Here is a 26,529-nt window from a genome sequence, read left to right as displayed (position 1 = left end):
GACCGGCAGCCTTACGCCCGCCCCCGTAAACCGGCCATGAACGTCGCGCCGTCGGCGGCGGGACGCAAGCGGCTTCCTCGGGGGCCGATTTGGGCTAAGCGGAAACCATGAGCCCGCGCGACTTCCCAGGCGACCCGACCGACGGGACTGACGCACCGGGCGTGCGGCGGCTGGGTCCGGCCGTCGGAGCCACCCCGCTGGTGTTCGCCTCGCCCCATTCCGGGGACATCTACCCCGATGACCTGGGCGCCGATCCGGCCCTGCCGTCCGCCTCCCTGCGCAGCGCCGAGGACGCCCTGATCGACCGCATCGCCGCCCCGGCTGCCGAGCGGATCGGGGCGCCCCTGCTCTGCGGCCTGTACGGCCGCGCCTATGTCGACCTGAACCGGGCCCCCGACGATCTGGACCCGCTGGCCATCGCCGGCCTTGAGGGCTTCGAGCCCGGCGCAAGGGCCCGGGCGGGGTATGGCGTCATCCCCCGTCTGACCGGCGACGGCCGGCCGCTGCGGACCACACCCCTGCCGCTCGCCGTCGCCCGGGCCCGGCTGGACGGCCCGCACGCCGCCTATCACGCCGAGCTGACCCGACTGATGACCGCGACGCACCAGCGCTTCGGCCGCGCCGTGCTGATCGACTGGCACTCCATGCCCGGACGCGCCGTGGCCAGCGGATCGGGCGTGCGGCCGCTGGATGTGGTGCTGGGCGACCGCCACGGGCGCGCCTGCGATCCCGCCCTGGTGCGCCGGGCCCGCGCGGCGCTGGAGCGGGCCGGCTGGCGCGTTGGTCTCAATCGCCCCTACGCCGGCGGCTGGTCGACCGAGCGCTGGGGGCGGCCGGACGAGGGGTTCCACGCCCTGCAGATCGAGATCAACCGCGACCTCTATCTGGCGCCGGACCTGGGGCCGGGCCCGGGGTTCGGCCGGGTCGCCGCGGTGGCGCTGGCGCTGGCCGCCGCCCTGGCCGAGGCCCTGTCCGGCGGCGGGCCGGCCGGGACCAAAAAAAAGCCGCGCCCGAAGGCGCGGCATGAAAGTCTATAGGGAGGAAACGCCCAGGAAGGGCAAGACGCCCGGAAGCGTCGAAAGTGAAGTTAGGGTGCAATGCACAAGACGTCAAGCGCTGAAACCGGTTTCACACACGCCGAAACGCGACGTGATCGCCGATCATCTCGCAGGTGCGAGATAGGTGGTTCAGCCGAGCAGCCGACGCGCCCCGCGCACGGCCCGCGCCGCCGGCGAATCCGCCTGACGCCAGATCAGCAGGGCCAGAACCGCCAGCGCGCCGCCGCCCAGCCACAACGGACCGAACAGCCAGGCCGCCGCGGCGAGGGCGAAATAGTAGGTCCGCACCCCCTGGCTGAAGGCCTGCATCGCCGGATTCAGGGCCGCCCCGGCGGCCTCGGCGAAGGCGGCGCGACTCTCCGCCGCAGTCGGGTCGTCCGCGGCCGGCGCCGCCCCGATCAGGGCCAGGGTGTAGTTGAGCTGGCGGATCGACCAGATGAAGTCGAGCAGGCCCCGGGCCAGGGCGGCCAGCACCAGGCCCAGCTTGGCCTCCAGCTGCGGCAGCGACCCGGTCTCGGCCGCCACCCCCGCGACCCCCGCGAGGGCGCTCTCGCCCCCGAACAGCACCCCGGCCACGGCGGCGATCAGCAGCAGGTTGGCCGAGGCGAAGAAGGAGGCCGAGTTGATGGTGTGGCCCATCAGCTGGCTGTCGACGAGCCGGATCTCCCGCCCTGCCATGGCGCGCATCCACACCTCGCGCACCACCTTCATGTCCGAGTTGAGCGACCCGCTCCGGCGCGACACGAGCGCCAGCAGCGGTTCGTAGAACAGCCAGCACAGCAGGAAGAGCCCCAGCGCCGCCCAGTCCAGACCCGTCACCCTCGCCTCCTGACACCCGCGCCGGCGCTTGCCTCGCGCCGCGCCGACGCCTATCACGCGCGACAGTTTTTCGCATCCGCACAAAAGGCTCCGTCATGAACCTCGACGCCGTTCCCGTCGGCCCCAACCCGCCGTGGGACCTGAACGTGGTCATCGAAATCCCGCAGGGCGGGCTGCCGGTGAAGTACGAGATGGACAAGGATTCGGGCGCCCTGTTCGTCGACCGCTTCCTGCACACGGCCATGTACTATCCGGGCAACTACGGCTTCGTGCCGCACACCCTGGCCGACGACGGCGACCCCTGCGACGTGGTGGTGATCAACCCGACCCCGGTGGTGCCGGGCTGCGTCATCCGCGCCCGCCCGATCGGGGCCCTGCTGATGGAAGACGAGGCCGGCCGCGACGAGAAGATCCTCGCCGTCCCCGTCGACAAGCTGAACCCCTTCTATTCGGACATCGCCAGCTACCGTCAGCTGCCGCCGATCCTGATCGAGCAGATCGAGCACTTCTTCAGCCGCTACAAGGACCTGGAGAAGGGCAAGATGAGCAAGGTGACCCGCTGGGCCGACGCTGGCGAAGCCGCCGAGCTGATCTCGGCCGGCATCCGCGCCCACCAGGACAAGCTCAAGGCCAACGCGGCCTGAAGCCCTCAACGCCTCCCTTCTCCCCTTGCGGGAGAAGGTGGCGGCCGAAGGCCGACGGATGAGGGGTGTCAGCGCCGGCAGATACAGGCGCTTCAACCCCTCTCCTCCCCCGCGTGCGGGGGAGGGGGACCGTCCTGAGCCCGCAGGGCGAAGGAGGGTGGAGGGGGCGACCGCTGTCGCCGCGCCCTTGGACACGCCCCCCGCCTCGCACCCCGTCCCTCGCCCCCTCCACCACGCTCCGCGTGGTCCCCCTCCCCCTCTTGCGAGGGGGAGGAGAGCCGGAACGTCCTCATCATCAACGATGACAGGACGGCGCTCACACCCCTCATCCGTCATGCTCCGCATGACACCTTCTCCCGCAAGGGGAGAAGGGACACGCTCTACCGCCTAACCCCACCGCCTGCCCCTTCCCGGACGCGGGACAAGGTCGCGCAGGCCTTTCTTCTGGCGCCCGACCCGCTATGTGATCCCCATGGCCGCCGCCGAGACCCCCCAGGAGCGCTTCAAGCGCGCGCTGTCGACCGCCGCCCGGGCCCTGGCCGAGCAGGCGGAGCTGGAGGTGGCCTTCGCCGCGGACGGCCCGCGCCTCAACAACGGCGTGCTGACCCTGCCGCAGCCCCCGCGCGACCTGTCCGGGCCCGAGAGCGCCGCCCTGCGCGGCCAGGCCGACCGGCTGGCCCTGCGCCTCGCCAATCACGACGAAGCGGTCCACGCCCGCCTCGCCCCGCCGGACCGGGACGCCGCCGAGGTGTTTGAGGCGGTCGAGCAGGCCCGCGTCGAGGCCATCGGCTCGGTCGCCCTGCCCGGGGTGCGCGCCAACATGGACGCCGCCCTGATGGCCCGGCTGGAGAAGACCGGCGCCACCCGCATCGTCGACGCCGGCCGGGTGCCGCTGGCCGAGGCTGCGGCGCTGATGACCCGCGAGCGCCTGACCGGCGAGGGCGCGCCCGAGGGCGCCCGCCGCCTGCTGGACCTCGTCCGCGGCGAGCTGGAAGCGAAGGCCGGCCGGCAGTTTGATCGCCTCGCCGAGGCCGCCGGCGACCAGGCCCTGTTCGCAGACCGGCTCAAGGACCTGCTGGTGGCCCTCGACCTCGACCCGGGCGACGGCCGCGGCGACGAGGCCGACGACCAGCCGGGAGAGGACGAGCCCGAGGCCCAGGAGCCGCCGCCCGAGGAGGACTCCGAGGACGAGGAGCAGCCCGACGGCGGCGAGGGCGCGCAGGGCATGGAGGGCCAGACCGACGCCGCCGACGCCGAGGAGCGCGAGACCCGGCCCGACGGCGCCCCGGCCGATCCCGACGGCGAGCCGTCCGACGACGGACCCGAGCTGGACGACGGCCCCCGGCCCAACCGCGTCGAGACCGCCGACGACGGCCGCGCCGTCGACGCCTATCGCGTCTTCACGACCCGCTTCGACGAGACGGTCGGGGCCGAGGACCTGTGCGACCCCGGCGAGCTGGCCCGGCTGCGCGCCCTGCTGGACCAGCAGCTGACCAGCCTCTCCAGCGTCGTCACCCGGCTGGCCAACCGGCTGCAGCGCCGCCTGATGGCCCAGCAGAACCGCAGCTGGGCCTTCGACCTCGAGGAGGGGGTGCTGGACACCGCCCGGCTGACCCGCGTCATCACCGACCCGACCAGCCCCCTGTCCTTCAAGATGGAGAGCGACAGCCCGTTCCGGGACACGGTCGTGACCCTGCTGCTCGACAACTCCGGCTCGATGCGCGGGCGGCCGATCATGGTCGCCGCGGTCTGCGCCGACGTGCTGGCGCGCACGCTGGAGCGCTGCGGCGTCAAGGTCGAGATCCTCGGCTTCACCACCCGCGCCTGGAAGGGCGGCCAGAGCCGCGAGGCGTGGATCAGCGCCGGCAAGCCGCCCATGCCGGGGCGCCTGAACGACCTGCGCCACATCATCTACAAGGCCGCCGACGCCCCCTGGCGCCGGGCCAAGAAGAACCTCGGGCTGATGATGCGCGAGGGGCTGCTCAAGGAGAACATCGACGGCGAGGCCCTGGCCTGGGCCCACGACCGGCTGCTGGCCCGGCCCGAGCAGCGCCGCATCCTGATGGTCATCTCCGACGGCTCGCCGGTCGACGACTCGACCCAGTCGGCCAACGCCGCCCTCTATCTCGACCGCCACCTGCGCCAGGTCATCGCCGAGATCGAGACCCGCAGCCCGGTCGAGCTGCTGGCCATCGGCATCGGCCACGACGTCACCCGCTGGTACCGCAAGGCCCTGACCCTGGTCGACGTCGAACAGCTGGGCGGGGCCATGACCGAGAAGCTGGCCGAACTGTTCGAACAGGACGCCGCCCCCCGCACCCGCGGCCGCCGCGCCGCCTGAAGGAGTCGCCGATGAAGTCGCTCGCCCCCGTTGTCACTCTCGCCGCCGTCCTGCTGACCGCCTGCGGCGAGACTGCGCCGGCCGCGCCCGAGGCCGCCTCGATCGAGGCCGGCCCGGAAGCCGCTGCAGAGGCTGCGCCCCAGGCCGTCGCGGCCGCCGCCGGCACGCCGGGCCTCGACCTGAACGCGGCCCTGTCGGAGGACGCCCGCGGCGTCGACATGCTGAACGGGACCTGGGCGGAGACCGCCGCGGACTGCGCCGCCGGTCGCGGGCTCGCCTTCGAGGGCTCCACCTTCCGCGACGCCGGGGGGACCGGCGAATGGCAGGCCGAGGGCGATCGCATCCGCATCGCCTACCGCCCCAACGCCGGCGCGGCGACGGAACAGGTCTATCGCGTCCTCGCCCTCAGCCCCGCCGAGGTGCAGCTCGCCGACGCCGGCGGCCGCACCCGCACCCTGCAGCTCTGCGACTGACGCCCGGTGGCCGCTCAGAAGGCATAGACGGCGTCCCGATCAACCGCGGCGCGCATGCGATCATCCAGATTGGCCCGATCGACCACATCGACACCGCCGCCCAGCAGGTCCGACACGAAGCGCTTCACCGCCGCATAGTCGTACACGGTCACAGGCGCCCCGGCCTCGAACTCCACGAGCACGTCGATGTCGCTGTCAGGTCTGGCCTCGCCCCGGGCCACTGACCCGAACAGGGCCGCCCGCCGGACGTGACGGGCGTTCAGCGCGGCGCGGTTGGCCGCGAGGGTGGACAGGATGCGCTCGGGCTTCATGCCCTCAATTGTAGCATAGCCGACCTGATTTCAGCGCCAGGGCTTCGGCATGGGCGCGAACGCCGGCTCACACCCGCTCGGCGACCTTGATGGCCACGCGGCACCCGGTCTGGATCACGGCGCTGAGCAGGCGGTAGGCGGGGGCCTCGTGCGCGCCGTGCTCGATGGCGTGGTCCTTGTGCGCCAGCTCCTCGTCGCGGAACTTCGTCAGCTCCGCGGCCAGCTCGGGATCGCGCTCGCGCAGCTCCTCGATCTGGGCGTTGTAGTGGTCGCCGATCACCGTTTCGACCGCCTCGGTGCAGGCGTGCGCCGCCTTCTCGCCCATCAGGGCGGTGCCCGCCCCGAGGGCATGGGCCGCCATGCGCCAGAACGGCAGCAGCGCCGTCGGCCGCACCCGGTGCTCGGTGAGCAGCGCCTGGAAGCGGGCGAGGTGCACCTCCTCGTGCCCCTTCATCTCGGTCAGGTCCTCGGTGATGCCCTCATGGCCCTTGCGGCCGCGGAACACCGCCCGCTGGGCGCGGTAGATCTCGACCGCGCCATACTCGCCGGCATGGTCGACGCGCAGGATTTCGGCCAGGCGCGCGCGGGTCTGGCCGGCGCCGGGCCGGGCCAGGGGAATGCGGGCGGCGTCACTTGCGGGGGGCACGGGCGTCCTTCGGTCGCTGGGCGGCGAGCAGGCTGAACAGGGCCAACGCCGCGCTGATCAGGGTGTTCCAGCCTGCCATGCTGACGCCCAGGAAGCTCCACGCCACGGCGTCGCACATGACCGGCCGCGACTCGGCCCCGACGCCGAGCGCCAGCGCCGTCAGGCTTTCGAGGTCCGCCGCCCCGCCCCCGGCGCAGGCCGCCGGCAGGGCCCACCAGTCCAGCTCTCCGCCGGCATGGAAGCCCGCGGTGACGGCGCCGGTGATGAAGATGCAGGCCAGCAGGAAGGCGGCGATGCGCGGCGTGCCGCGGCTGGCGCGGCTGAACAGCGCCCAGGCGGTGGCGATGCCCGCCACCACGACGGCGGCCCAGTAGACCTCGCGCTGCTTGAGACAGAGGTTGCAGGGGGCCAGCCCCCCGAAACGCTCGAAGGCGTGAGCGGCCGCCAGCAGGCCCAGCGAGGCTGCGAGCGCGAAGCCGGTCCACCAGCGGGTGAGGAGGCGATAGAGGCCCATGGCGTTCTCATAGCGCTGCGCGGGACGCGCGTCGATCAGCCCCCGACGAAGCGCTGCGTCAGGGCCACGGCCCAGCCGGCGCCGAGCCAGAATGCCAGGGCCACCGTCAGGATGGCGCCGGCCCAGCCGACCGCCACCGCCGCCCCGCCGGCGACGAACAGGCCGTCGCGCTGGATCAGCCCGACCGCCATCAGGGTCAGGGCCACCGACGGCACCGTATTGGTCATCGGCAGCACGATGGTCAGGGTGGCGAGGATCATGAAGGCCGCCGCCGCGCGCTCGGCCCAGCCCTCGGCGAACACCTTCAGGCGCGGCCGGCTCAGGCGCTCGAACCAGCCCATGCGCTTGACGGCGAAGTCGGCCATGCGGTCGAGCCAGGCTTTCGACACCCGGCGCGCGAGGATGGCCCGCGGCAGCCAGGGCTCCTCGCGGCCCACCAGCATCTGCCCGGCCAGCAGCAGGATCGGGATGCCGACGATCTGCGGCACGCCGTACAGCGCCGGCACCAGACAGGGCACGGCGAGGATCAGGATCAGGACGCCGAAGCTGCGCTCATCCAGCCGGTCGACGATCTCGCCGATGGTCAGCCCGTCCGGCCCGGCCCGGTCCGCCAGGCCGGCGATCAGGCCGATGAAGCCCTGGTCGGCGGTGTCGCGATAAAGGTCCGGCTGGGTCATGCGGGCCCGATATCCGATGCGACGCGCGCTGGCGAGAGCCGGGGCGGCGGGCGGGGTCGACGGACGGGGTCGACGGACGGGGCGCGGGACTGTGTCTTACACTGAATTCACTGGCCCCGACTGCCTTGCCCCGCACATGGTGGGGCAAGGCTGCAGCCCCCGCCCGGGGGCGCAGGGCCCGAAGTGACGCAACCCAGGATGCACCAATGAGCCGTTCGACCCGACACCTTGCAGCCGCCGCCGCGGCCCTGATCGCGGCCGCCGGCTTGGGGAGCGCGGCGGCCGCCCAGGACTATCGCCCGACCTTCCAGCCGGACCGGCTTAAGCCCGCCCCGGCAGGCGCCAGGAACGAGGTTCTCGTCCTTGGGACGCCGCATCTGTCCGACTTCGGCAACGACTTCCGGCCGGAGGTGCTGGACCCCCTGCTCGATCGTCTGGCGGCCTGGGAACCGACCGCAATCGCCACCGAGAACCTCTCCGGCCTGCAGTGCGACAGCCTGCGCCGCTATCCGACCCGCTACGCCGAGAGCGTCGCCGGCTACTGCTGGAACCCGGCGGTGGCCACCGCGGCGACCGGGCTCGACGTGCCTGCGGCCAACGCCGAGGCGGAGCGACTGCTGGCCGCCTGGCCCGCCTCGCCCTCGCCTGCCCAGAGGCGCCAGCTCGCAGCCGTCTTCATGGCGGCCGGTGAACGTCCGTCCGCCCTTGTCCAGTGGCTTCGACTGCCCTCGACGGAGCGGGTGGCCGGCGATGGCCTGACGGATGAGCTCGTGGCGCTGCTGGAGCGCTCGCGGGTCCAGCGGAACGAGACCTCCCTGATCGCCGCAGCGCTGGCGGCCCGGCTGGGGCTCGAACGCCTCTGGAGCGTCGATGACCATTCCGCCGACAGCCCCCCCGACACCGATCCGGCCGAGCAGGAAGCCTCCGCAGCCGCCATCAATCGGGCGTGGAACAACCCCGCAACCCAACAGCGCATAGCGTCGCTCCAGGCGCTGGCAGCGAGCCTTTCCGAACCCGACGGTGTTATGACCCTCTACCGCGCCTTCAACACAGCCGAAGCCCAGCAGCTCGCGTTTGAGTCGGACTTCGGCGCCACGCTTGTCGAGCCCTCGCCGGAGGGCTTCGGCCGTCAGTACCTCGGCTATTGGGAAACGCGGAACCTGCGCATGGTCGCCAACGTCCGCGACGTGATCGGGCAGCATCCCGGAACCCGGATGCTGGCGATCGTGGGGGCGTCGCACAAGGGTTACTACGAGGCGTATCTGCATCAGATGCACGACGTGAACCTGGTCAGCAGCGACGTCGTCCTGCGCTGACGAGCGGACAGCGACGCCATCACGAGGCCGTGCCGGTCCCTTGGCGCGGCGGCGGTCGATGACTAGGTTGCGCGCCAATCGCGGCGCCAGGCCGCCTGTTTGATTTCAAGGGAGACGCCCGATGGCTGACGACCTGACCCCCGCCCAGCGCCTCGACGCGGACAATCCGCTCGGCGTCGACGGCTTCGAGTTCGTCGAGTTCACCGGCCCCGAGCCGCAGGCCATGGTCGAACGGCTGGAGCTGATGGGCTTCGTCCAGACCCATGTGAACCCGGCCAATGACGTGGTGCGCCTGAAGCAGGGCGACATCACCATGCTCGTGAACCGCTCGCCCGCGGGTCAGGCCGGTGAGTTCGCCCACGACCACGGCCCCTCGGCCAACGGCATGGCCTTCCGCGTCGCCGACGCCAAGGCGGCCTGGGAAGGCGCGGTGGCGCGCGGCGCCCGCCCGGCCGAGGCCCACGCCGGCGGGGCCCTCGGCGGCGACTACCCCTATGTGCTGCAGGGCATCGGCGGCTCGCTGCTCTATCTGGTCGACGCCTATGGCGAGGCCGGCTCGCTCTATGACGGCTGGAACGAGATCGAGGGCTGGGAAGAGGCCGAACGCAAGAACGGCGTGGGCCTCTATCTGCTGGACCACCTGACCCACAACGTCCGCCGCGGCCAGATGCGGGCCTGGTCGGGCTTCTACGGCGGCGTGTTCAACTTCCAGGAACAGAAGTACTTCGACATCAAGGGCAAGGCGACCGGCCTGTTCAGCCAGGCCATGATCGCCCCCGACAAGGCCATCCGCATCCCGCTCAACGAGAGCCAGGACGAGAACAGCCAGATCGAGGAATTCCTGCGCCGCTACAACGGCGAGGGCATCCAGCACATCGCCCTGGCCACCGACAACATCTTCGAGACCGTCGAGGAACTGCGCCGCCGCGGCATCGCCTTCCAGGACACGATCGAGACCTACTTCGAGCTGATCGACAAGCGCCTGCCGAACCACGGCGAGGACGTCGAGCGCATGCGCAGGAACCGCATCCTGATCGACGGCTCGGACCAGGACGGCATCCTGCTGCAGATCTTCACCCAGGACACCTTCGGCCCGATCTTCTTCGAGATCATCCAGCGCAAGGGCAACCAGGCCTTCGGCGAGGGCAACTTCCAGGCGCTGTTCGACTCCATCGAGCTGGACCAGATCCGGCGCGGCGTCATCAAGGTCGAGGCCTGAGGCCCGGCCGCGTGCGCCCGCCCTCCTGGCTGCCCTTCCTCGGCCCCCCGGTCGCCGGCGTCACCGCCGGCGTGCTGGGGCGGTCCGAGCCCAATGTCTGGCTGCTGATCCTCGTGGCCACGGCGGTCGGCTTCCTGCCGATCATCGGCTATCGTCTGTGGAAGCGCTGGCACCACCGCCGGCCGGAATAGCGCCGCCGGCTCAGACCTCGACGATGTCCAGCCGACGCTCGATGCGCTCGAGACGGACGTCAAACCCGTCCATCCGGCGGTTCAGGGACACGACGGTCTCCTCAACCGCAGAGAGACGCGTCCTGACGTGCCGGACCTCTTCCCGCAGACTGGCCACATCTTCTGCCAGCCGCGTCAGTTGCGTCTGGATTTTCTCCAGCGCCGGACCGACGATGGTCGCCTCCTCTGACATGTCCGGAACGTAGCAGGAACACGCCATGCTGGCCAGACTCGCCCTCGCCGCCACCCTCCTGCTCGCCGCCCCGGCGGCGGCCCAGAACGCCGCGCCGGAGCGGCCCGCCTGGGCCCTGGCCATCCACGGCGGCGCCGGGGTGATCGAGCGCCAGAACCTGTCGCCGGAGCAGGACGCGGCCTACCGCGCGTCGCTGCAGCGGGCCCTCGACGCCGGGGCCGCGGTGCTGGAGGCCGGCGGCTCGGCCCTCGATGCCGTGCAGGCGGCGGTCCAGCTGATGGAGGACGATCCCCTGTTCAACGCCGGGCGGGGCGCGGTCTTCACCGGCGCCGGCCGCAACGAGCTGGACGCCGCGGTCATGGACGGACCGACCCGCAACGCCGGGGCCGTGGCCGGCCTGACCCGCACCCGCCATCCGATCGCCGCCGCCCGGGCGGTGATGGAACAGTCCCCCCACGTCATGCTGATCGGCGAGGGGGCCGAGACCTTCGCCGCGGCCCGGGGTCTGGAGCAGGTCGATCCGGCCTTCTTCTTCACCGAGAGCCGCTGGCGAGCGCTCGAGCGCACCCTGCGCGAGCGCGGCGAGCCGGTCCCGGAGCGCCCCGCCGGCGCGCAGAGTCCGGGGGCCATGGCCGCTCTACCCCAGCCCCCGCTGGACGAGCGCAAGTTCGGCACCGTCGGCGCCGTGGCGCTGGACCGCGAGGGCCGCCTCGCCGCCGGCACCTCGACCGGCGGCATGACCGCCAAGCGCTGGGGTCGGGTCGGCGACGTGCCGGTCATCGGCGCCGGCACCTACGCCTCCAACGCCGACGGCTGCGCCGTTTCGGCCACCGGCGACGGCGAGTACTTCATCCGCGCCACGGTCGCGCGGGACATCTGCGCGGCGATCGGCGCGCATCAACGCATGTCGCCCGGAGATCACGCCGCCAACGACGCCGGAGCCGCCATGGCCTGTGCCGGCGAGCCGGATGAAGCCGGTTGCCGGCACCGCCTTCGGATCACCCAGACCGCCGCCAGCTGGGAGATTGATGACGTTGCGTCCCTCGGCGGCAGCGGTGGCGTCATCGTGCTCGGCCCCGACGGCGACATCGCCTTCGCCATGAACACCTCCGGCATGTACCGCGGCGCGGTCGTCGCCGGCGGCGCGCCGCGCGTCGCCATCTACGCGGACGAGGAGTGATGGCCAGCGCGAAGGACATCCCCGGCGTCATCGCCCCGCCGCCGCTCATCTATCTCGGCTTTCTCGCGGCCGGGGCCGGGCTGGGCTGGCTGATCGGCGAGCCGTCGCTGGGCCTGCCGGACCAGATCCGTCGCATTGGCGCCGTGGCGCTGATCGCCGCCGGCCTGATGCTGGACGGCGCCGCCGCCTTCACCTTCCGTCGCGCCGGCACGGCGGTGGAGCCGTGGAAGCCCTCCACGGCGATCGTCGCCGCCGGGCCCTATCGCTTCAGTCGCAACCCGATCTATCTCGGCTTCGGCCTCGCCTACACCGGCTTCGCCCTCGGCATCGACAGCCCGATGGCCTTGGCCTTCCTGTTCCCCTGCCTGATCGTGGTCGACCGCTTCGTCATCGCCCGCGAGGAAAGGTACCTCGCCTCGAAGTTCGGCGACGCCTATGCGGCCTACGCGCGGTCGGTGCGGCGATGGCTGTGAGCCCCGACGACGAACTGGCCGTGATGGCGCAGGAGGAGCTGGACGCCGCCTGCGCCCTGAGCTTCGCCGAGGTGCGCCGCATCACTCCCTGGGGCGACAGCTTCGTCGGCTTCGCCCCCTCGGGCCGGGAGGTCGAGGTGCTGCGCCGCTATCTCTGGGCCGGCGCCCCCGGCGGCGAGGTGCTGGTCGAGGTCGAGGTGCGCGACCTGCCGGGTGCGGGCCGCGCCGGGGCCGAGGCGCGCGCCATCCTGACGCCGTAGCGGCACCGTCACGGGTCACCATTAACCTTTTCCGTTGCACCCCGGGCGGCAGGCGGCATCATGCCCGCACCGGGGCGCCCCGGCGGGCGGAGGAGCGAGATGACGGCCTATCCGACAGACTTCCCGGACGCCGGATACGGCCTGGAGCCGGTCTCGCCCGAGCTCGTCATGGGGGTCGACCCGCTGCTGACCCTGCTGCTGGGCGTGGTGGGGGTCGCCGCCATTGCGGCCGCCTGGCTGGCCGGGCGGACCTGGGGCGGCGGGCGCAAGCCGGCCGACGTGATCGACGCCATCCACCGTGAGATCCTGCAGGCCGCCATCCTGGCGATGAGCGCCGGCGACAGCGAGCTGCTCGCGCGGGCCCAGCTCCTGCGGCGGAAGATCGACACCCATCTCGGCCCGCTCCTCCTGGTGGCCAAGGGGGCCGGGGGGCCGGTCAAGGCGCTCGACCAGGCCATCGCCGGCCAGCGGGACGTCGTCACGCCGCCGCCGCCTCCACCACCTCCGCCGCCGCCGCCGCCCTGCCGCTGCGGGCCCGCCTGCACCTGCGGCGCCGCCGCCGCGGCCGCCGCCGCGGCCGCCGCCACGTCCGCGCCCGTGATCGTCAATGTCGTCGGCGGCGGACTGACCTCCGGCAACGTCCCGCCGGGCGGCGGCGGTGACGGCGGGACCGTGCCCCCGCCTCCGCCTCCGCCGCCCCCGCCGCCACCACCTCCGCCGCCGCCGCCGGATCGGCGGACGGAGCAGATGACCCATCGCCAGCAGGTCGAGGCCCTCGCCCTCGCGGTGCGCCAGTTCCACGGCTGGTGGGCGGACGCCGCCCCACGCAAGGCCGAGCTGCGCGACGTCCTCAAGGCCCTCACCACCCCGCCGCCACGCCCCGCCCCCCATGCCCACGATGGTCACGGCCACGGTCATGGCCACGGCCACTGACGCGCCCCGTTCCCAAGCCCGGCGAAAGCTCCTAAGCCTGAGGGCATGAAACTCGCCTCGCTCAAGCACGGCCGCGACGGCCGCCTCGTGGTCGTCTCGCAGGACCTCGCCTGGTTCACCGACGCCTTCCTGATCGCCCCGACGCTGCAGGCGGCGCTCGATGACTGGGACCGCTGCGAGCCCCAGCTGCGCGCCCTGGCCGAGAGCCTGGAGCACGGCGCCGTGCCGCGCGGGCGCTTCCACGAGCGCGACGCCGACGCCCCCCTGCCGCGCGCCTATCAGTGGGCCGACGGCTCGGCCTATGTGAACCACGTCCAGCTGGTGCGGCAGGCCCGCGGCGCCGAGATGCCCGAGAGCTTCTGGACCGACCCGCTGATGTACCAGGGCGGCTCCGACGGCTTCCTCGCCCCGCGCGACCCGATCCCGCTGAAGGACGAGGCCTGGGGCTGCGACCTCGAGGCCGAGGTGGTGGTGGTCACCGGCGACGTGCCGCTGGGCGCCTCGCGCGAGGAGGCCCTCGCCGCCGTCCGCCTCGTCGGCCTGGTCAACGACGTGTCCCTGCGCAATCTGATCCCGGCCGAGCTGGCCAAGGGCTTCGGCTTCGTCCAGTCCAAGCCGGCCAGCGCCCTGTCGCCGGTGTTTGTCACCCCGGACGCCCTCGGCGACCGCTGGACCGACGGCAAGCTGCGCGGGGCCCTGTCGGTGGACCTGAACGGCGCCCCGTTCGGCCGCGCCGACGCCGGCGTCGACATGACCTTCGACTTCGGGACCCTGATCGCGCATCTGGCGAAGACCCGCGCCCTCGGGGCCGGGTCGATCCTCGGCTCGGGCACCGTCTCCAACCGCGACGCCGACGGCGGCCCCGGCCGCCCCGTCGCCGAGGGCGGGCTGGGCTACTCCTGCATCGCCGAGGTCCGCACCGTCGAGACGATCCTGCGCGGCAAGCCCGAGACGCCCTTCCTCAAGCCCGGCGACGTCGTCCGCATCGAGATGCTGGACGAGAAGCACCACTCCATCTTCGGCGCCATCGAGCAGGTGGTGGAGGCGGTCTGAGGCCCAAAGCCCTCCCTTCCTCCCCCACAGGGGGAGGGGGACCACGCGCAGCGTGGTTGGGGGGGGGATGCCCGCCACGGGGAGGCTCCGCCCCCTCCGTCTCGTCGGCTTCGCCGCCGAGCCACCTCCCCCTGCGGGGGAGGAACTCTCGCCCGTAGTCCCGCCAAAGCCCTCCCCCTCGATGGGGGAGGGTTGGGTGGGGGTGGGCCCACGACAGGCAACGGCTGCGCGCGAGCGGCGCACCCGCCTCCCGCGCCCCGCCGGCCACACCAGCGCCCCCCTGTCCAATCCGTAACTTGCCCCGCCCCCTCCCCCGGGCTCACTGTTCCGCCCGAACATCCACGCCAAGGGGGGGCCGGCGTTGCTCACCGTCACCGATCTCGTTCACGTCTATGGCAATGGCACGCGCGCGCTCGACGGCGTGTCGCTGCAGGTGCCCAAGGGCATGTTCGGCCTGCTGGGCCCCAACGGGGCGGGCAAGTCGACCCTGATGCGCTCGATCGCCACCCTGCAGACCCCGACCTCCGGGACCATCCGCTTCGGCGACATCGACGTCATCGCGCAGCCGGACCAGCTGCGCCGCACCCTCGGCTACCTGCCCCAGGACTTCGGCGTCTATCCGCGGGTCTCGGCGTACGAGCTGCTGGACCACATGGCCATCCTCAAGGGGGTGACCGACGGCAAGGCGCGCAAGGAAACGGTCGAGAGCCTGCTCAACCAGGTCAACCTCTGGGCCGTGCGCAAGAAGGCCGTGGCCGGCTTTTCCGGCGGCATGCGCCAGCGCTTCGGCATCGCCCAGGCCCTGATCGGCCAGCCGCAGCTGATCATCGTCGACGAGCCGACCGCCGGCCTCGATCCGGAGGAGCGCAACCGCTTCCTCAACCTGCTGGCCGAGATCGGCGAGAACGTGGTGGTCATCCTGTCGACCCACATCGTCGAGGACGTGGCCGACCTGTGCCCGAAGATGGCGGTGCTGGCCGGCGGCCGCATCCAGCTGGAGGGCGCCCCGGCGGAGCTGATGCAGGCCCTGGCCGGGCGGGTCTGGAAGAAGACCATCGACAAGGCGGCGCTGGAGGAGCACCGCGCCCGCTACGAGGTCATCTCGACCCGCCTGTTCGCCGGGAAGACGGTGATCCATGTGCTGGCCGACGCCGATCCGGGCGAAGGCTTCGAACGCGTCGATGGCGGGCTTGAGGACGTCTACTTCTCGACCCTCGCCGCCTCGCGCCGCGCCGCCTGAGCCGGAGGGAAAGCCCATGTTCGGCGCCGTCGCGGCCTTTGAATTCCGCTACCAGACCCGCCAGCCGGTGTTCTGGGTGGTGGGCATCCTGTTCCTGCTGCTGAGCTTCGGGGTGGTCGCCAGCGACCAGATCAGCCTTGGCGGCCTCGGCAACGTCAAGGAGAACAGCCCCTATGCGCTGAGCTTCTCGACCATGATCTGGTCGCTGTTCTTCATGTTCGTGACCACGGCCTTCGTCGCCAATGTGGTCGTGCGCGACGCCGAGACCGGCTACGGCCCGATCATCCGCGCCACCCGGGTCGGCAAGTTCGACTATCTGATCGGCCGCTTCACCGGGGCCATGGCCGCCGCCTGCCTGTGCTTCCTGACCGTACCGCTCGGGACGTTCATCGGCACCCTGATGCCGTGGGTGGATCCGGAGACGCTGGGGCCGAACGTGCTGTGGCACTACGTCCAGCCGCTGCTGACCCTGGCCCTGCCCAACCTGCTGCTGACCGGGGCCCTGTTCTTCGCCGTCGCCACCGTCACGCGGTCGATGATGTGGACCTATGTCGGCGTCGTCGGCTTCCTGATCGCCTATCTGACCCTCGGCAGCCTCGGCAGCCGGCCGGAGCTGGAGGACACGGTCGCCCTGCTGGAGCCGTTCGGCGGCTCGGCCTACGGCCTGGCCACCGAGTACTGGACCGCCGCCGAGCGCAACACGCGCCTGCTGGGCCTCGAGGGCCTGTTCCTGTGGAACCGCGTGCTGGTGCTGGGCGTGGCGCTGGCCGCCCTCGTCGCCGGCTTTGTCCTGTTCCGCTTCGAGACCCGCGGCGCGAAGCTGCAGAAGGCCGAGAAGCTGAAGGCCGTGGCCGACGCCGCCGCCGGGGCCCCCGTCGCCGCCGGCCCCCTGCCCGCGCCCCGCTTCGACGGCGCCGCCGCCCGCGTCCAGCTGATCGCCCGCACCCGCTTCGAGATGGGCCAGGTGTTCAAGAGCCCGGCCTTCTTCGTCCTGCTCGCGCTGGGCCTGTTCAACAGCGTCGGCTCGCTGCTGTTCGCCGGCTCGCTCTACGGGGCCGAGACCTGGCTGGTGACCCGGCTGGTGGTCCAGACCCTGCAGGGCGCCTTCACCTTCATCCCGATCATCGTCGCCATCTATTACGCCGGCGAGCTGGTCTGGCGCGAGCGCGAGCGCCGCACCCACGAGATCGTCGACGCCACGGCGGTGCCGGACTGGGCCTTCGTCCTGCCCAAGACGCTCGCCATTTCGCTGGTCCTTCTTGCCCTTCTGCTGGCCAGCGTCGTCGCCGGCATGGCCGCCCAGCTGATCAAGGGCGTGACCGACTTCGAGCTCGACAAGTACCTGCTCTGGTACGTCCTGCCGGAGACGATCGGCGTCGTGCACCTCGCCGTGCTGGCGGTGTTCATCCAGGCCCTGGTGCCGCACAAGTTCATCGGCTGGGGCGTCATGCTGGTCTATCTGATCAGCCGTATCGTCACCTCCAGCCTCGGCTTCGATCACCCGCTGTACAACTACGGCGCCGGGATCGGCGTGCCCCTGTCCGACATGAACGGCATGGGGACCTTCTGGATCGGTCGCACCTGGCTGGACGCCTACTGGAGCGCCTTCGCCGTCATCCTGGTGGTCATCGCCTACGCCCTGTGGCGGCGCGGGACCGAGACCCGGCTGCTGCCGCGCCTGCGCCGCGCCCCGGCCCGGCTGAAGGGCCCGGCGGGCGTGACCGCGGGGGTCGCCGCCGTGGCCTTCGTGGCCATGGGCGCCTTCATCTTCGTCAACACCAATGTCTGGAACGAGTACCGCAACGGGCGCGAGGGCGAGCGCTGGCTGGCCGACTACGAGAAGGCCCTGCTGGCCTATGAGGCCACGCCGCAGCCGAACATCGCCGAGGTCAGGCTGGTGCTGGATCTCGACCCCTACGGCCCGCGCCTCGAGACCCGCGGCGAATATGTGCTGGAGAACCGCTCCGACACGCCGATGACCGAGGTGCACCTGCGCTTCGACCGCGACACCCGCGTCATCGACGTGGCGCTGGACGGCTCACGCCCCGGCCGCCTCTACGACCGCTTCAACTACCGCATCCTGACGCTGGACCGGCCGCTGGCCCCCGGCGAGCGCCGCACCCTGAGCTTCGTCACCGAGGTGGCGCAGCGCGGCTTCCGGGCCTCGGGCAACCTGACCGAGATCGTCGGAAACGGCACATTTATCAACAACTTCACCTTCGCGCCCAGCCTCGGCATGAGCCGCTCGGGCCTGCTGCGCGACCGCAATGTCCGCCGCCGCAACGGCCTGCCGGAAGAGGTGCGGATGGCGAAGCTGGAGGATGTCTCGGCCCAGGCCCGCAACTACGTCGCCAACGCCGACTGGGTCCGCTCGGACATCACCATCACCACCGTCGCCGGCCAGACCCCGATCGCCCCCGGCTACAAGGTGTCCGACGTCACCCAGGGCGACCGCCGCACCGCGCGCTTCGTCTCCGAGGCCCCGATCCTGCACTTCTTCTCGGTGCAGTCGGCGGACTACGAGATCGCCCGGCGCATGCACGACGGGGTCGAGCTGGCCATCTATTACGACCGCCAGCACCCCTGGAACGTCGAGCGCATGCAGAACGCCCTGGCGGCCGGACTGGACTACTTCCAGGCCAATTTCAGCCGCTACCAGTTCCGCCAGGCCCGCATCCTCGAGTTCCCGGCCTACGCCAGCTTCGCCCAGGCCTTCGCCAACACCATGCCCTACTCCGAGAGCATCGGCTTCATCGCCAAGCTCGACGAGTCCGGGGAGAAGATCGACTACGTCTCGTACGTCACGGCGCACGAGCTGGCGCACCAGTGGTGGGCCCACCAGGTGGTCGGGGCCGACATGCAGGGCTCCACGGTCCTCAGCGAGACCCTGGCCCAGTACGGCGCCCTGATGGTGATGGAGCAGCTCTACGGCCCCGACCAGATCCGCCGCTTCCTCAAGTACGAGCTGGACAACTACCTGGGCGCCCGCGGCTCCGAGGTCCTGGAAGAGCTGCCCCTCTACCGGGTCGAGAACCAGGGCTACATCCACTACCAGAAGGGCGGGCTGGTCATGTACCTGCTGCGCGACCAGATCGGCGAGGCCGCGGTCAACGCCGCCCTGCGCCGCGTCATCGCCGACCACGCCTTCCGCTCCGCCCCCTACCCGCGCTCGCTGGACCTCATCGCCGCCCTGCGCGCCGAGGCCCCGGCCGACAAACAGGCCCTGATCACCGACCTGTTCCAGCGCATCACCCTGTATGATGTGAAGGTCGCGGACGTGGCCGTCACCGACCGCCCGGACGGCCGTTTCGACGTCGTCCTGACGGTCGAGGCGCGCAAGCTCTACGCCGACGGCCAGGGCGTCGAGACCGAGGCCCCGCTGAACGAGACCTTCGACGTCGGCCTGTTCACCGCCGAGCCCGGCCGCGCCGCCTTCGACGCGGAAGACGTCCTGGTGCTGGAGCGCCGCCCGATCCGCAGCGGAACCCAGACCCTGCGCTTCACCACCGCCACGCGCCCCACCCACGTCGGCGTCGACCCCTACAACAAATGGATCGACCGCAACTCGGACGACAATGTGCGGGGGGTGAACTAGGGGATCGGTTCCGGCCCCTCCAGCCGGTCCAGCAAGGCCCCGGCCGCGGCGGCGGTCGGGGCCGCCAGGTGGCGCCGCGCGCCGTGGTGCAGGTCCATCACCCGCGCCCATTCGGGAAAGTGCGGGTCGGAGGTGACGATCACCGTCCAGCGGCGCCGCTCGGGGAACCGGCTCAAGCGGCGGAACAGGGCCGCCAGCCGCATCATACCGTCGGCCTCGACATCCTCGATCGGCCCCTCGTCATCGATCAGCCAGCTCCAGTCGGCGGTCTCGGGCCGCCCCTCCAGCGTCGCCGTCGCCGCCGCCTCGAAGGTGGCCCAGCGCGCCCCCGCCGGCACGCGGAAGATCACCCGCTCCCGCGCCGCCGCGATCTCGACCGTCACCTGCATGCCCGCACCGTCGCCCCGCCCGCCCGGTTGCGCGGACAGGGGGATGTAACACGGGCGGGGATGTTTCGGTAACGGCGGGGAGGGGGCGCGTGACTGTGTGACCGACACGCGGCTGTCGCTAGCGCCGCAACCCCCGGACCTCGGCGACGAAGCTGCGCAGGCTGACCAGTTCGGGCCGGACCGCCGCCGGATACGCCTTCAACAGCGGCTCAGGCACGACCAGCTTGACCCCGGCCGCCGTCATCTCGGCGAACTGCGGGACGGACACCCCCTCCTGCAGGGTCAGCAGGTGCTTGACCGGAATGCGGTCCGCCTCGTTGAGGATCTGACGCCAGCGGTCCCGCGCCGTCGTCTTGGCCCCGAGCATCCGGAGCCGGTCCGCCGGCCAGGAGGGGTCGTGATAGGCGGCGGAGGCCGGGAACAGGAAGTCCGGCTTCTTGCCGCCCTCTGTTTGGCCTCCGTGGCTGAAGTCGACGCCCTCCTCCAGACCTTCCTCGATGAAGATCTCCCGAGCGTGCAACTCCAGAGACCGGCCCGACCGGGACTTGCGACGCTGAAGAACCGTCTGCGCGAGCGCGAGGAAGTCATCGAGCCCGTTGAAGCCTTGAGAAACCCGCGGCCCGACGAGCGCCTGTTCGACAGCCTTGAAAATCTCGAACTCGCAGTCCCGCCGACGTAGTAGGCGGACATCTGCCGTTTCCCGGCCAAGCGGGCGAAGATCGACCGACTTCCGTACGATCTCGGAAGCCGAAGGAAAGGCATCCAGCCAAGCCGAGGGAAGCTGCGACGCAGCCAGCTGGCAAGATGCGACTCTCGCCCGCCCGACGATTCTCGCAGGCGTGCCCGGCTGCCAGATCACGTGGGTGCCCGGCTCTACCGGACCGATCAAATCCTCAAGTAGATCGTCGGCGTTATTGGCCCCATCTGCGAGCCAGATATGCAAGGCAGTCGCCGCGCCGACCGCTCCGTCAGCGAAAACGAAGATTGCGAGAGCGCCCGTTGCACGAGGGTCGAGGAGGGGCGAACGATGACCGCCCCAGCCCGTAACCCTGGCCTCGTTTCGGGTCTTCCCAAACAGACGTCCGTTGTACCAGATCGCCGTTACAGGCCGGATGTCGCCATGGGAGTCCGTACGGGCCTCAAGCACGATGCGCGGGTTCTCGACCGCCTCGTCCCGCAGGGTCGGCAAGACGCTGAAAAGCAGATCCTTGGGCACATAAGGGCCAGCCTGATGCCCCTTTGTCTGACCCGTGTCGTTGGCGGAAAGTCTTTTTGCGAACCAGATATGCTCAGGCTGGGCGAACCGCGCGATCCAGTCGGCCAAATTCGTCGCTGAGGACATCGTTCCCCCGAACATCCAGCGCCGACGAGGTCCCTGTCAGCCACAACGCGAGGGTGTCGATCACCTCGTCAAAGGGCAACCTCTCTTTGCCCTTCAGCGCACACTCCCACACCGTCGCCACGCGCCAACCCTCTGCTGTCAGACGTTCCACAGCGGCCGCGCCCACTTCCCGGTTCCGCCGCACCTTGGCTTCCCAGAAGTCCGGTCGCGTCTTCGGCCATTTGAACAGGTGGCAGTCATGGCCGTGCCAGAAGCAGCCATGAACGAAGATCACGGCGCGATACTTCGGCAGGCAGAGGTCGGGCTTGCCGGGCAGGTCCTTGCAGTGGAGTCGATAACGAAAGCCCCGGGCGTGGAGGGCCCGGCGGATGAGCATCTCCGGCCGGGTATTCTTGCCCCGGATGCCCGACATCATCCGGCTCCGCGTCGCCGGATCGACGACGTCAGCCATCCGCGGACCGTCGTCCCGCCAGCGCCTTCGTCAGGTGCGGCTTCATATGTTCCGCGATGGCGGTCACGGCCGGCACCACCACCGAGTTGCCGAACTGGCGATAGGCCTGGGTGTCCGACACCGGGATGATGAAGTCCGCGCCGCGTGGCGCATCAAAGCCCATCAGGCGGGCGCACTCGCGCGGCGTCAGCCGGCGCGGCGGCCGTCCATCTTCCTGCGCGACGAGGATTTCCGAGCCGTCCTTGTAGTAGCGGGCTGACAGGGTGCGGGCCACATCGTTGGGTCCAACAAGACCAAACCCGAAGCCGTTCCCGGCAGCCTGGTGCTTCTCCTTGTATCGCCGGAGGTAGCCCCAGAGATGATCTGTCAGGGTGTACTTGTCCGCGACGCGTCCGGAGTTGCCGACGGTGAATCGCTGGTCCGGCGCCTCCGACCCGTCACCCGGGTGGAGGATATCGCCGAGTTTCGGGGCAGCGTCCGGCACGTTCATGTCGGCGAAGCGGAACCCCTGGTCCTCGCGAAAGCCGACGATGAAGATCCGCTCCCGGTGCTGGGGCGTCCAGTGCCGGCCGTCGATGATGCGGAAGTCGATGGTGTAGCCCAGCTCCTCGGTCAGCACCTGCCGGATCGTCTCGAACGTCCGCCCCTTATCGTGGCTCACAAGATTGCGGACGTTCTCCAGCAGGAACGCCGCCGGCCGGTGATGGGCGATGATGCGGGCCACATCAAAGAAGAGGGTGCCCTGGGTCGCATCGGCAAAGCCGTGGGCGCGCCCGAGGGCGTTCTTCTTCGACACGCCGGCGATGGAAAAGGGCTGGCAAGGGAAGCCGGCCAACAGCACGTCATGCGTCGGGATGTCCGCCACATCGACCTTGGTGATGTCGCCGTTTATCTCGTGATCGTCGTTCGGGAAGTTCGCCCGGTAGGTCTTCTGGCTGTACTTGTCCCACTCCGAGGTGAAGACGCAGCGTCCGCCGATCGCCTCAAAGCCCCGACGCAGCCCGCCGATTCCGGCGAACAGATCGATGAAGGTGAAGTCGGCGGCGTCATCGCCGCCCCCGCGCACAAGCTTCAGCCTCGGCTGCGGCCCGGACGCCCGTTCCGGGCCGTCAATATAGCCCAAGGCGACGGCGCGATCTGCGACGGCCTGGCCAGCCTGCTTCACCATGAGGGCGTACTCCGACACGGCTGATTCCCGCGCTTTGATGAGTCTGACAGACTGGGGAGATTCAGCCAGGAGAACAAGGCGGGAACACACGCGGCGCGCCGTCACCCCCCACCTTGCCCCCGCCCCTCCGCCACGGCATGAGGCGCCGTTCCTGAACGGAGGCTCGTCGTGGACCGTCTGAGGTCGCTGGTTCTCTCGCCGCGCACCGAGCGCATCATCCTCGCCCTGATCGTGCTCAACGCCGTGATCCTCGGGCTGGAGACCAGCCCGTGGGTGATGGCCCGGGCCGGGGGGCTGCTGGTGACGCTCGACAGCCTGCTGCTGGCGATCTTCGTCGTCGAGATCGTGGCGCGGGTGATCGTGCACCGGCTGGCCTTCTTCCGCGACCCGTGGAGCCTGTTCGACCTGGCGGTGGTGGCGGTGGCGCTGGTCCCGTCGGCGGGGGCCTTCTCCGTGCTGCGGGCGCTGCGCATCCTGCGGGTGCTGCGGGTCATCACCCTGGTGCCGTCGCTGCGGCGGGTGGTGGGGGCGCTGATCACCGCCCTGCCGGGGATGGGCTCGATCGTGCTGCTGCTGACGCTGATCTTCTATGTCGCCTCGGTGATGGCGACCAAGCTGTTCGGAGCCAGCTTCCCGGAGTGGTTCGGCTCGATCCCGGCCTCGGCCTACACCCTGTTCCAGGTGATGACGCTGGAGAGCTGGTCCATGGGCATCGTGCGGCCGGTGATGGAGGTGTACGGCTGGGCCTGGCTGTTCTTCGTGCCCTTCATCCTGTGCACGACCTTCACCATGCTGAACCTGTTCATCGGCATCGTCGTCAACGCCATGCAGAGCGGGCACGAGGAGGAGGCGAAGGCGGAACGCGAGGGTCTGGCCGCCGAGCTGGAGGCCGCGGACGCCGAGCGGCGCCGCATCCACGCCGAGGAGACCGCCGACCTCGCCGCCCTCCGTGGCGAAATCGCCGCCCTGCGCGCCGAGATCGCCGGGCTGGCGACCGGGCTGAAGCGGCGCTGAGGGGGGCTTCGGGCCTTCAAGGGATCACAGCGGCCACAGCGAAGGCACGACGGGCACGGCGACGTGGCGGGGCTGCGCCTGTTCATTCCTCCCCCACAGGGGGAGGTGGATCGCCGGCGCAGCCGGCGAGACGGAGGGGGGCCGCACGCCGCCGTGGGGGATCGGCCCCCTCCGCCGTCCTCCGGACGGTCCCCCTCCCCCTGCGGGGGAGGAACGGTAGCGCCGCAACCCTCATACCGCCCCCGGCGTTACGGCGACGGTTCAACGTCACCGGAGGGAGTTCCCATGACCCGCATCGCCATCGTCACCGCCGCCGCCCTGCTGGCGCTCGGGGCCGCCGCCTGTACGCCCGCCGAGGAAGAGCGCGCCGAGGCCGAGGCGGCCGAGACCGGCCAGGAGCTGGAGACCGGGGCCGAGCGCTTCGGGGCGGCGGTCGGCGAGGAGGCCGCCCAGGTCGGCGCGGCCATCGAGGCCGGCGCCCGCGAGGCCGGTCAGGAGATCGACCAGGCCACCGACGCCATGGCCGAGGAGGCTACCGAGACCCGCGCCGAACTCGACGCCCGGGCCGAGGCCGAGCGCGGGAACTGAGGCGGGGGGCTCGACGGCCCCTCCACCGCTTCGCGGTCCCCCTCCCCACTGACGTGGGGAGGAAAGGCGTTCTCCTCCCCATGCAATGGGGAGGTGGATCGGCGGCGAAGCCGGCGAGACGGAGGGGCCTCCCTACCGCCCGCCCCCTACCCCTCTTCCGCCAGCAGGGCGTCGACCAGGGCGCGGGCTTCGGGGCCGGCCCAGTCGGCCTCGCCGGAGAAGGCGGCGCGGACGCGGCCCTGGCGGTCGATCAGGAGGGTCTGGGGCATCTTGCCCGGATCGACGAACAGGAAGGGCAGCTGGAAGCTGGGGTCCGAATACATCGGCAGGGGCGCGTGCACGTCGATGAAGCTCTTCGCGTCCGCGATGGCGTCCTCGCCGGTGTCGACATTGATCGGCAGCACCACCAGCCGGTCGTCGGCGGCGTAGGCCTCGGCCAGACGCTGCAGGGTGGGCATCTCGGTGCGGCACGGGGCGCACCACATGGCCCACAGGTTCACCACCACCACCTTGCCGCGGAAGTCGGCGAGGCGGACCTCGGCGCCCTCACGGTCGTAGAACACATGGTCCGGCGCGATCGGGGTGTCGGCCGGAGCCTCGAGCCGCGACAGGGGGCCGACGGCGAAGCGGGCCAGCGCGCTTTGCGGGGCCGGGCCGTCATCGGCTTTGAAAGGGCCGCTCTTTGTCGCGTATAGGGTCGCCAGCGCGCCGCCGCCGACCAGCACCAGCGCGCCGAGCCCCGCCACCGCCCAGCCGAATTTGCCCGAGACCGCCATGACTTCTGATTCCAACGCGTCGACCGCCGCCGGGAAGCCCGAGGGCGCGACCGGCGCGGGCCAGACACTATGGGGCGGGCGCTTCAACGCCAAGCCCGCCGAGATCATGCAGGCGATCAACGTCTCGATCGGCGTCGACCAGCGCCTGTGGGAACAGGACCTCAGGGGCTCGCGGGCCCATTGCCGCATGCTGATGGCGCAGGGGATCCTGACGGCGGAGGACGGGGCGGCGATCCTCGGCGGGCTGGACCGCATCGAGGGCGAGATGCGCGACGGGACCTTCCCGTTCCGCGACGAATACGAGGACATCCACATGAATGTGGAGGCCCGGCTGGCCGAGCTGATCGGCGCGCCGTCGGGCCGGCTGCACACGGCGCGCAGCCGCAACGACCAGGTGGCCACCGACTTCCGCCTGTGGGTGCGCGACGCCTGCGACCGTACGCTGGAGCGGCTGAGGGGGCTGCAGGGCGCGCTGCTGGACCGGGCGGAGCAGCATGCGGCCGACCTGATGCCGGGCTTCACGCACCTGCAGCCGGCCCAGCCGGTGACCTTCGGCCACCATCTGATGGCCTATGTGGAGATGTTCGGGCGCGATCACGGCCGCTTCGCCGACGCCCGGGCGCGGCTGAACGAGAGCCCGCTGGGGGCCGCGGCCCTGGCCGGCTCGCCCTTCCCCATCGACCGGCACATGACCGCCGCCGAGCTCGGCTTCGACCGGCCGATGGCCAATTCGCTGGACGCGGTGTCGGACCGGGACTTCGCCCTGGAGAGCCTGGCGGCGGCCTCGATCTGCGCCGGCCACCTGTCGCGGCTGGCCGAGGAGATCGTGGTTTGGATGACGCCGCAGTTCGGCTTCGTCACCCTGCCGGACCACCTGACCACCGGCTCCTCGATCATGCCGCAGAAGCGCAATCCGGACGCGGCCGAGCTGGTGCGGGCCAAGACCGGGCGCATCACCGGGGCGCTGGTCGCCCTGACCACGGTGATGAAGGGCCTGCCGCTGGCCTATTCCAAGGACATGCAGGAGGACAAGCCGCCGGTGTTCGAGGCCTTCGACGCGCTCGATCTGGCGCTGGACGCCATGACCGCCATGGTCGCGGCCCTGCGGCCCAACGTCGAGCGCATGGCCGCGGCGGCGGGCTCGGGCTATTCCACCGCCACCGACCTGGCCGACTGGCTGGTGCGCGAGCTGAACCTGCCGTTCCGCCAGGCGCACCATGTCACCGGCGCGGCGGTGAAGCGCGCCGAGGCGCTGGGCGTGGATCTGGCGCAACTGCCGCTGGCCGAACTGACCGCGCTGGAGCCGCGCGTCACCGAGGCGGTTTACAACGTGCTGTCGGCTGGGGCTTCGTGCGCCAGTCGCCTGAGTTACGGGGGGACCGCGCCGGACGGGGTCCGCGCGCGCATCGCGGAATGGAGGTCGCGTCTGTCATGACCGCAAAGAAGGGCGTTCTTCTCATCCTGGCCGCCGCGGCGGCTTTGGCCGGCTGCGGCCGCATGGGCGACCTCAACGAGCCGGGCCCGGTCGAGCCGGGCACCGTCAACCGCCCCTCCAGCCAGCAGCCGATCGACGGCGGCCCGTCCAACCCCTTCGGCGGCAGCGCCGCGGGCCGGGAGCCGCAGTAG

At 71.2% G+C, this 26,529-nt stretch carries 29 protein-coding genes; 18 read left to right on the top strand and 11 right to left on the bottom strand.

Translation table 11 applies throughout. From position 1 onward, the window contains the following. The first annotated feature begins 107 nt into the window (after positions 1–107). Positions 108–1,037, top strand: a complete 930-nt coding sequence (locus VGN74_RS09985; protein WP_327447668.1) for an N-formylglutamate amidohydrolase — start codon at positions 108–110, stop codon at positions 1,035–1,037. 150 nt (positions 1,038–1,187) lie between these two features. On the opposite strand, the gene VGN74_RS09980 is transcribed toward VGN74_RS09985, so the two are convergent. Further along, on the bottom strand, positions 1,188–1,877 hold the full coding sequence (locus tag VGN74_RS09980; protein ID WP_327447666.1) for a DUF599 domain-containing protein: 690 nt from the start codon (positions 1,875–1,877) through the stop codon (positions 1,188–1,190). Positions 1,878–1,972: 95 nt separating this feature from the next. Between VGN74_RS09980 and ppa the strand changes: the two genes are divergently transcribed. The 3 genes from ppa to VGN74_RS09965 all read left to right on the top strand — a co-directional run bounded on the left by ppa (position 1,973) and on the right by VGN74_RS09965 (position 5,335). Continuing rightward, on the top strand, positions 1,973–2,521 hold the full coding sequence (ppa, locus tag VGN74_RS09975; protein ID WP_327447664.1) for an inorganic diphosphatase: 549 nt from the start codon (positions 1,973–1,975) through the stop codon (positions 2,519–2,521). 472 nt (positions 2,522–2,993) lie between these two features. Continuing rightward, the gene (cobT, locus tag VGN74_RS09970) at positions 2,994–4,862 is read left to right on the top strand and encodes a cobaltochelatase subunit CobT (RefSeq protein WP_327447662.1); all 1,869 of its coding nucleotides are present in this window, start codon (positions 2,994–2,996) and stop codon (positions 4,860–4,862) included. Positions 4,863–4,873: 11 nt separating this feature from the next. Beyond that, complete coding sequence (locus VGN74_RS09965; RefSeq protein ID WP_327447660.1) at positions 4,874–5,335, top strand: hypothetical protein; 462 nt, start codon at positions 4,874–4,876, stop codon at positions 5,333–5,335. A 14-nt stretch (positions 5,336–5,349) separates the two neighbouring features. On the opposite strand, the gene VGN74_RS09960 is transcribed toward VGN74_RS09965, so the two are convergent. From VGN74_RS09960 to VGN74_RS09945, 4 genes are all read right to left on the bottom strand, one after another. Next, positions 5,350–5,646: a nucleotidyltransferase family protein gene (locus VGN74_RS09960; RefSeq protein ID WP_327447658.1), complete on the bottom strand. Its 297-nt coding sequence runs from the start codon at positions 5,644–5,646 to the stop codon at positions 5,350–5,352. Positions 5,647–5,713: 67 nt separating this feature from the next. Beyond that, a complete protein-coding gene (locus VGN74_RS09955; RefSeq protein WP_327447656.1) occupies positions 5,714–6,292 on the bottom strand; it encodes a demethoxyubiquinone hydroxylase family protein in 579 nt (192 codons plus the stop codon). After that, the gene (locus VGN74_RS09950; protein ID WP_327447654.1) at positions 6,276–6,806 is read right to left on the bottom strand and encodes a disulfide bond formation protein B; all 531 of its coding nucleotides are present in this window, start codon (positions 6,804–6,806) and stop codon (positions 6,276–6,278) included. Before VGN74_RS09950 ends, VGN74_RS09955 begins: the two co-directional genes overlap by 17 nt. Before the next feature lie 35 nt (positions 6,807–6,841). Beyond that, entirely contained in the window at positions 6,842–7,483 is a 642-nt protein-coding gene (locus tag VGN74_RS09945; RefSeq protein ID WP_327447652.1) for an exopolysaccharide biosynthesis protein, read from the bottom strand. A 206-nt stretch (positions 7,484–7,689) separates the two neighbouring features. Between VGN74_RS09945 and VGN74_RS09940 the strand changes: the two genes are divergently transcribed. The 3 genes from VGN74_RS09940 to VGN74_RS09930 all read left to right on the top strand — a co-directional run bounded on the left by VGN74_RS09940 (position 7,690) and on the right by VGN74_RS09930 (position 10,209). Then, complete coding sequence (locus tag VGN74_RS09940) at positions 7,690–8,799, top strand: DUF5694 domain-containing protein (protein ID WP_327447650.1); 1,110 nt, start codon at positions 7,690–7,692, stop codon at positions 8,797–8,799. Between the two features lie 121 nt (positions 8,800–8,920). Next, positions 8,921–10,018, top strand: a complete 1,098-nt coding sequence (gene hppD, locus VGN74_RS09935; protein ID WP_327447648.1) for a 4-hydroxyphenylpyruvate dioxygenase — start codon at positions 8,921–8,923, stop codon at positions 10,016–10,018. Between the two features lie 11 nt (positions 10,019–10,029). Further along, the gene (locus VGN74_RS09930; protein WP_327447646.1) at positions 10,030–10,209 is read left to right on the top strand and encodes a hypothetical protein; all 180 of its coding nucleotides are present in this window, start codon (positions 10,030–10,032) and stop codon (positions 10,207–10,209) included. A gap of 10 nt (positions 10,210–10,219) precedes the next feature. On the opposite strand, the gene VGN74_RS09925 is transcribed toward VGN74_RS09930, so the two are convergent. Next, the gene (locus tag VGN74_RS09925) at positions 10,220–10,441 is read right to left on the bottom strand and encodes a hypothetical protein (protein WP_327447644.1); all 222 of its coding nucleotides are present in this window, start codon (positions 10,439–10,441) and stop codon (positions 10,220–10,222) included. A gap of 25 nt (positions 10,442–10,466) precedes the next feature. On the opposite strand from VGN74_RS09925, the gene VGN74_RS09920 reads away from it, so the two are divergent. The 7 genes from VGN74_RS09920 (at position 10,467) to VGN74_RS09890 (ending at position 19,175) form a co-directional block, all read left to right on the top strand. Continuing rightward, positions 10,467–11,621: an isoaspartyl peptidase/L-asparaginase gene (locus VGN74_RS09920; protein WP_327447642.1), complete on the top strand. Its 1,155-nt coding sequence runs from the start codon at positions 10,467–10,469 to the stop codon at positions 11,619–11,621. Beyond that, entirely contained in the window at positions 11,621–12,094 is a 474-nt protein-coding gene (locus VGN74_RS09915) for an isoprenylcysteine carboxylmethyltransferase family protein (RefSeq protein ID WP_327447640.1), read from the top strand. Before VGN74_RS09920 ends, VGN74_RS09915 begins: the two co-directional genes overlap by 1 nt. After that, the gene (locus tag VGN74_RS09910) at positions 12,085–12,354 is read left to right on the top strand and encodes a hypothetical protein (protein WP_327447638.1); all 270 of its coding nucleotides are present in this window, start codon (positions 12,085–12,087) and stop codon (positions 12,352–12,354) included. Before VGN74_RS09915 ends, VGN74_RS09910 begins: the two co-directional genes overlap by 10 nt. A 99-nt stretch (positions 12,355–12,453) precedes the next feature. Next, the gene (locus tag VGN74_RS09905; RefSeq protein ID WP_327447636.1) at positions 12,454–13,287 is read left to right on the top strand and encodes a hypothetical protein; all 834 of its coding nucleotides are present in this window, start codon (positions 12,454–12,456) and stop codon (positions 13,285–13,287) included. Positions 13,288–13,332: 45 nt separating this feature from the next. Continuing rightward, complete coding sequence (locus VGN74_RS09900; protein ID WP_327447634.1) at positions 13,333–14,340, top strand: fumarylacetoacetate hydrolase family protein; 1,008 nt, start codon at positions 13,333–13,335, stop codon at positions 14,338–14,340. Positions 14,341–14,701: 361 nt separating this feature from the next. Beyond that, positions 14,702–15,580 carry an ABC transporter ATP-binding protein gene (locus tag VGN74_RS09895; protein WP_327447632.1) on the top strand — a complete coding sequence of 293 codons (879 nt, stop codon included), beginning with the start codon at positions 14,702–14,704 and terminating at the stop codon, positions 15,578–15,580. A gap of 16 nt (positions 15,581–15,596) precedes the next feature. Beyond that, positions 15,597–19,175 (top strand): ABC transporter permease/M1 family aminopeptidase, encoded by a 3,579-nt coding sequence (locus VGN74_RS09890; RefSeq protein WP_327447630.1) that lies wholly within the window; start codon positions 15,597–15,599, stop codon positions 19,173–19,175. Here the strand turns inward: VGN74_RS09890 and VGN74_RS09885 are convergent. The 4 genes from VGN74_RS09885 to dcm all read right to left on the bottom strand — a co-directional run bounded on the left by VGN74_RS09885 (position 19,172) and on the right by dcm (position 22,630). Continuing rightward, complete coding sequence (locus VGN74_RS09885; protein WP_327447628.1) at positions 19,172–19,564, bottom strand: hypothetical protein; 393 nt, start codon at positions 19,562–19,564, stop codon at positions 19,172–19,174. The two genes, VGN74_RS09890 and VGN74_RS09885, sit on opposite strands and share 4 nt — an antisense overlap. Positions 19,565–19,682: 118 nt before the next feature. Next, positions 19,683–20,888 carry a type II restriction endonuclease gene (locus tag VGN74_RS09880; protein WP_327447626.1) on the bottom strand — a complete coding sequence of 402 codons (1,206 nt, stop codon included), beginning with the start codon at positions 20,886–20,888 and terminating at the stop codon, positions 19,683–19,685. Then, complete coding sequence (locus VGN74_RS09875; protein ID WP_327447624.1) at positions 20,854–21,357, bottom strand: very short patch repair endonuclease; 504 nt, start codon at positions 21,355–21,357, stop codon at positions 20,854–20,856. Before VGN74_RS09875 ends, VGN74_RS09880 begins: the two co-directional genes overlap by 35 nt. Further along, positions 21,350–22,630 carry a DNA (cytosine-5-)-methyltransferase gene (dcm, locus tag VGN74_RS09870; RefSeq protein ID WP_327447622.1) on the bottom strand — a complete coding sequence of 427 codons (1,281 nt, stop codon included), beginning with the start codon at positions 22,628–22,630 and terminating at the stop codon, positions 21,350–21,352. Before dcm ends, VGN74_RS09875 begins: the two co-directional genes overlap by 8 nt. 63 nt (positions 22,631–22,693) lie before the next feature. Here dcm and VGN74_RS09865 point away from each other — a divergent pair, with 63 nt between their 5' ends. Then, positions 22,694–23,539 carry an ion transporter gene (locus VGN74_RS09865; protein ID WP_327447620.1) on the top strand — a complete coding sequence of 282 codons (846 nt, stop codon included), beginning with the start codon at positions 22,694–22,696 and terminating at the stop codon, positions 23,537–23,539. A gap of 285 nt (positions 23,540–23,824) precedes the next feature. After that, on the top strand, positions 23,825–24,127 hold the full coding sequence (locus VGN74_RS09860; protein ID WP_327447618.1) for a hypothetical protein: 303 nt from the start codon (positions 23,825–23,827) through the stop codon (positions 24,125–24,127). Positions 24,128–24,273: 146 nt separating this feature from the next. On the opposite strand, the gene VGN74_RS09855 is transcribed toward VGN74_RS09860, so the two are convergent. After that, complete coding sequence (locus VGN74_RS09855) at positions 24,274–24,903, bottom strand: TlpA disulfide reductase family protein (RefSeq protein WP_327447616.1); 630 nt, start codon at positions 24,901–24,903, stop codon at positions 24,274–24,276. On the opposite strand from VGN74_RS09855, the gene argH reads away from it, so the two are divergent. Both argH and lptM read left to right on the top strand, forming a co-directional pair. Then, positions 24,902–26,338, top strand: a complete 1,437-nt coding sequence (gene argH / locus VGN74_RS09850; RefSeq protein ID WP_327447614.1) for an argininosuccinate lyase — start codon at positions 24,902–24,904, stop codon at positions 26,336–26,338. The genes VGN74_RS09855 and argH overlap by 2 nt on opposite strands. Further along, on the top strand, positions 26,335–26,529 hold the full coding sequence (gene lptM / locus VGN74_RS09845; RefSeq protein ID WP_327447611.1) for an LPS translocon maturation chaperone LptM: 195 nt from the start codon (positions 26,335–26,337) through the stop codon (positions 26,527–26,529). The genes argH and lptM overlap by 4 nt, the downstream gene beginning before the upstream one ends.

Origin of the sequence: Brevundimonas sp., from assembly GCF_035998205.1 — a bacterium.
Classification (GTDB): domain Bacteria; phylum Pseudomonadota; class Alphaproteobacteria; order Caulobacterales; family Caulobacteraceae; genus Brevundimonas.
Note: the sequence above shows the minus strand (reverse complement) of the source record. Positions and strands in the feature narration are given on the sequence as shown.

Coding starts and splice junctions, on each gene's coding strand:
- VGN74_RS09985 (WP_327447668.1), top strand. CDS start 108: ATGAGCCCGCGCGACTTCCCAGGCGACCCGACCGACGGGACTGACGCA.
- VGN74_RS09855 (WP_327447616.1), bottom strand. CDS start 24,903: ATGGCGGTCTCGGGCAAATTCGGCTGGGCGGTGGCGGGGCTCGGCGCG.
- VGN74_RS09905 (WP_327447636.1), top strand. CDS start 12,454: ATGACGGCCTATCCGACAGACTTCCCGGACGCCGGATACGGCCTGGAG.
- VGN74_RS09950 (WP_327447654.1), bottom strand. CDS start 6,806: ATGGGCCTCTATCGCCTCCTCACCCGCTGGTGGACCGGCTTCGCGCTC.
- VGN74_RS09860 (WP_327447618.1), top strand. CDS start 23,825: ATGACCCGCATCGCCATCGTCACCGCCGCCGCCCTGCTGGCGCTCGGG.
- VGN74_RS09945 (WP_327447652.1), bottom strand. CDS start 7,483: ATGACCCAGCCGGACCTTTATCGCGACACCGCCGACCAGGGCTTCATC.
- VGN74_RS09965 (WP_327447660.1), top strand. CDS start 4,874: ATGAAGTCGCTCGCCCCCGTTGTCACTCTCGCCGCCGTCCTGCTGACC.
- VGN74_RS09910 (WP_327447638.1), top strand. CDS start 12,085: ATGGCTGTGAGCCCCGACGACGAACTGGCCGTGATGGCGCAGGAGGAG.
- VGN74_RS09920 (WP_327447642.1), top strand. CDS start 10,467: ATGCTGGCCAGACTCGCCCTCGCCGCCACCCTCCTGCTCGCCGCCCCG.
- VGN74_RS09960 (WP_327447658.1), bottom strand. CDS start 5,646: ATGAAGCCCGAGCGCATCCTGTCCACCCTCGCGGCCAACCGCGCCGCG.
- VGN74_RS09915 (WP_327447640.1), top strand. CDS start 11,621: ATGGCCAGCGCGAAGGACATCCCCGGCGTCATCGCCCCGCCGCCGCTC.
- ppa (WP_327447664.1), top strand. CDS start 1,973: ATGAACCTCGACGCCGTTCCCGTCGGCCCCAACCCGCCGTGGGACCTG.
- VGN74_RS09940 (WP_327447650.1), top strand. CDS start 7,690: ATGAGCCGTTCGACCCGACACCTTGCAGCCGCCGCCGCGGCCCTGATC.
- VGN74_RS09925 (WP_327447644.1), bottom strand. CDS start 10,441: ATGTCAGAGGAGGCGACCATCGTCGGTCCGGCGCTGGAGAAAATCCAG.
- VGN74_RS09885 (WP_327447628.1), bottom strand. CDS start 19,564: ATGCAGGTGACGGTCGAGATCGCGGCGGCGCGGGAGCGGGTGATCTTC.
- argH (WP_327447614.1), top strand. CDS start 24,902: ATGACTTCTGATTCCAACGCGTCGACCGCCGCCGGGAAGCCCGAGGGC.
- hppD (WP_327447648.1), top strand. CDS start 8,921: ATGGCTGACGACCTGACCCCCGCCCAGCGCCTCGACGCGGACAATCCG.
- cobT (WP_327447662.1), top strand. CDS start 2,994: ATGGCCGCCGCCGAGACCCCCCAGGAGCGCTTCAAGCGCGCGCTGTCG.
- VGN74_RS09890 (WP_327447630.1), top strand. CDS start 15,597: ATGTTCGGCGCCGTCGCGGCCTTTGAATTCCGCTACCAGACCCGCCAG.
- lptM (WP_327447611.1), top strand. CDS start 26,335: ATGACCGCAAAGAAGGGCGTTCTTCTCATCCTGGCCGCCGCGGCGGCT.
- VGN74_RS09900 (WP_327447634.1), top strand. CDS start 13,333: ATGAAACTCGCCTCGCTCAAGCACGGCCGCGACGGCCGCCTCGTGGTC.
- VGN74_RS09875 (WP_327447624.1), bottom strand. CDS start 21,357: ATGGCTGACGTCGTCGATCCGGCGACGCGGAGCCGGATGATGTCGGGC.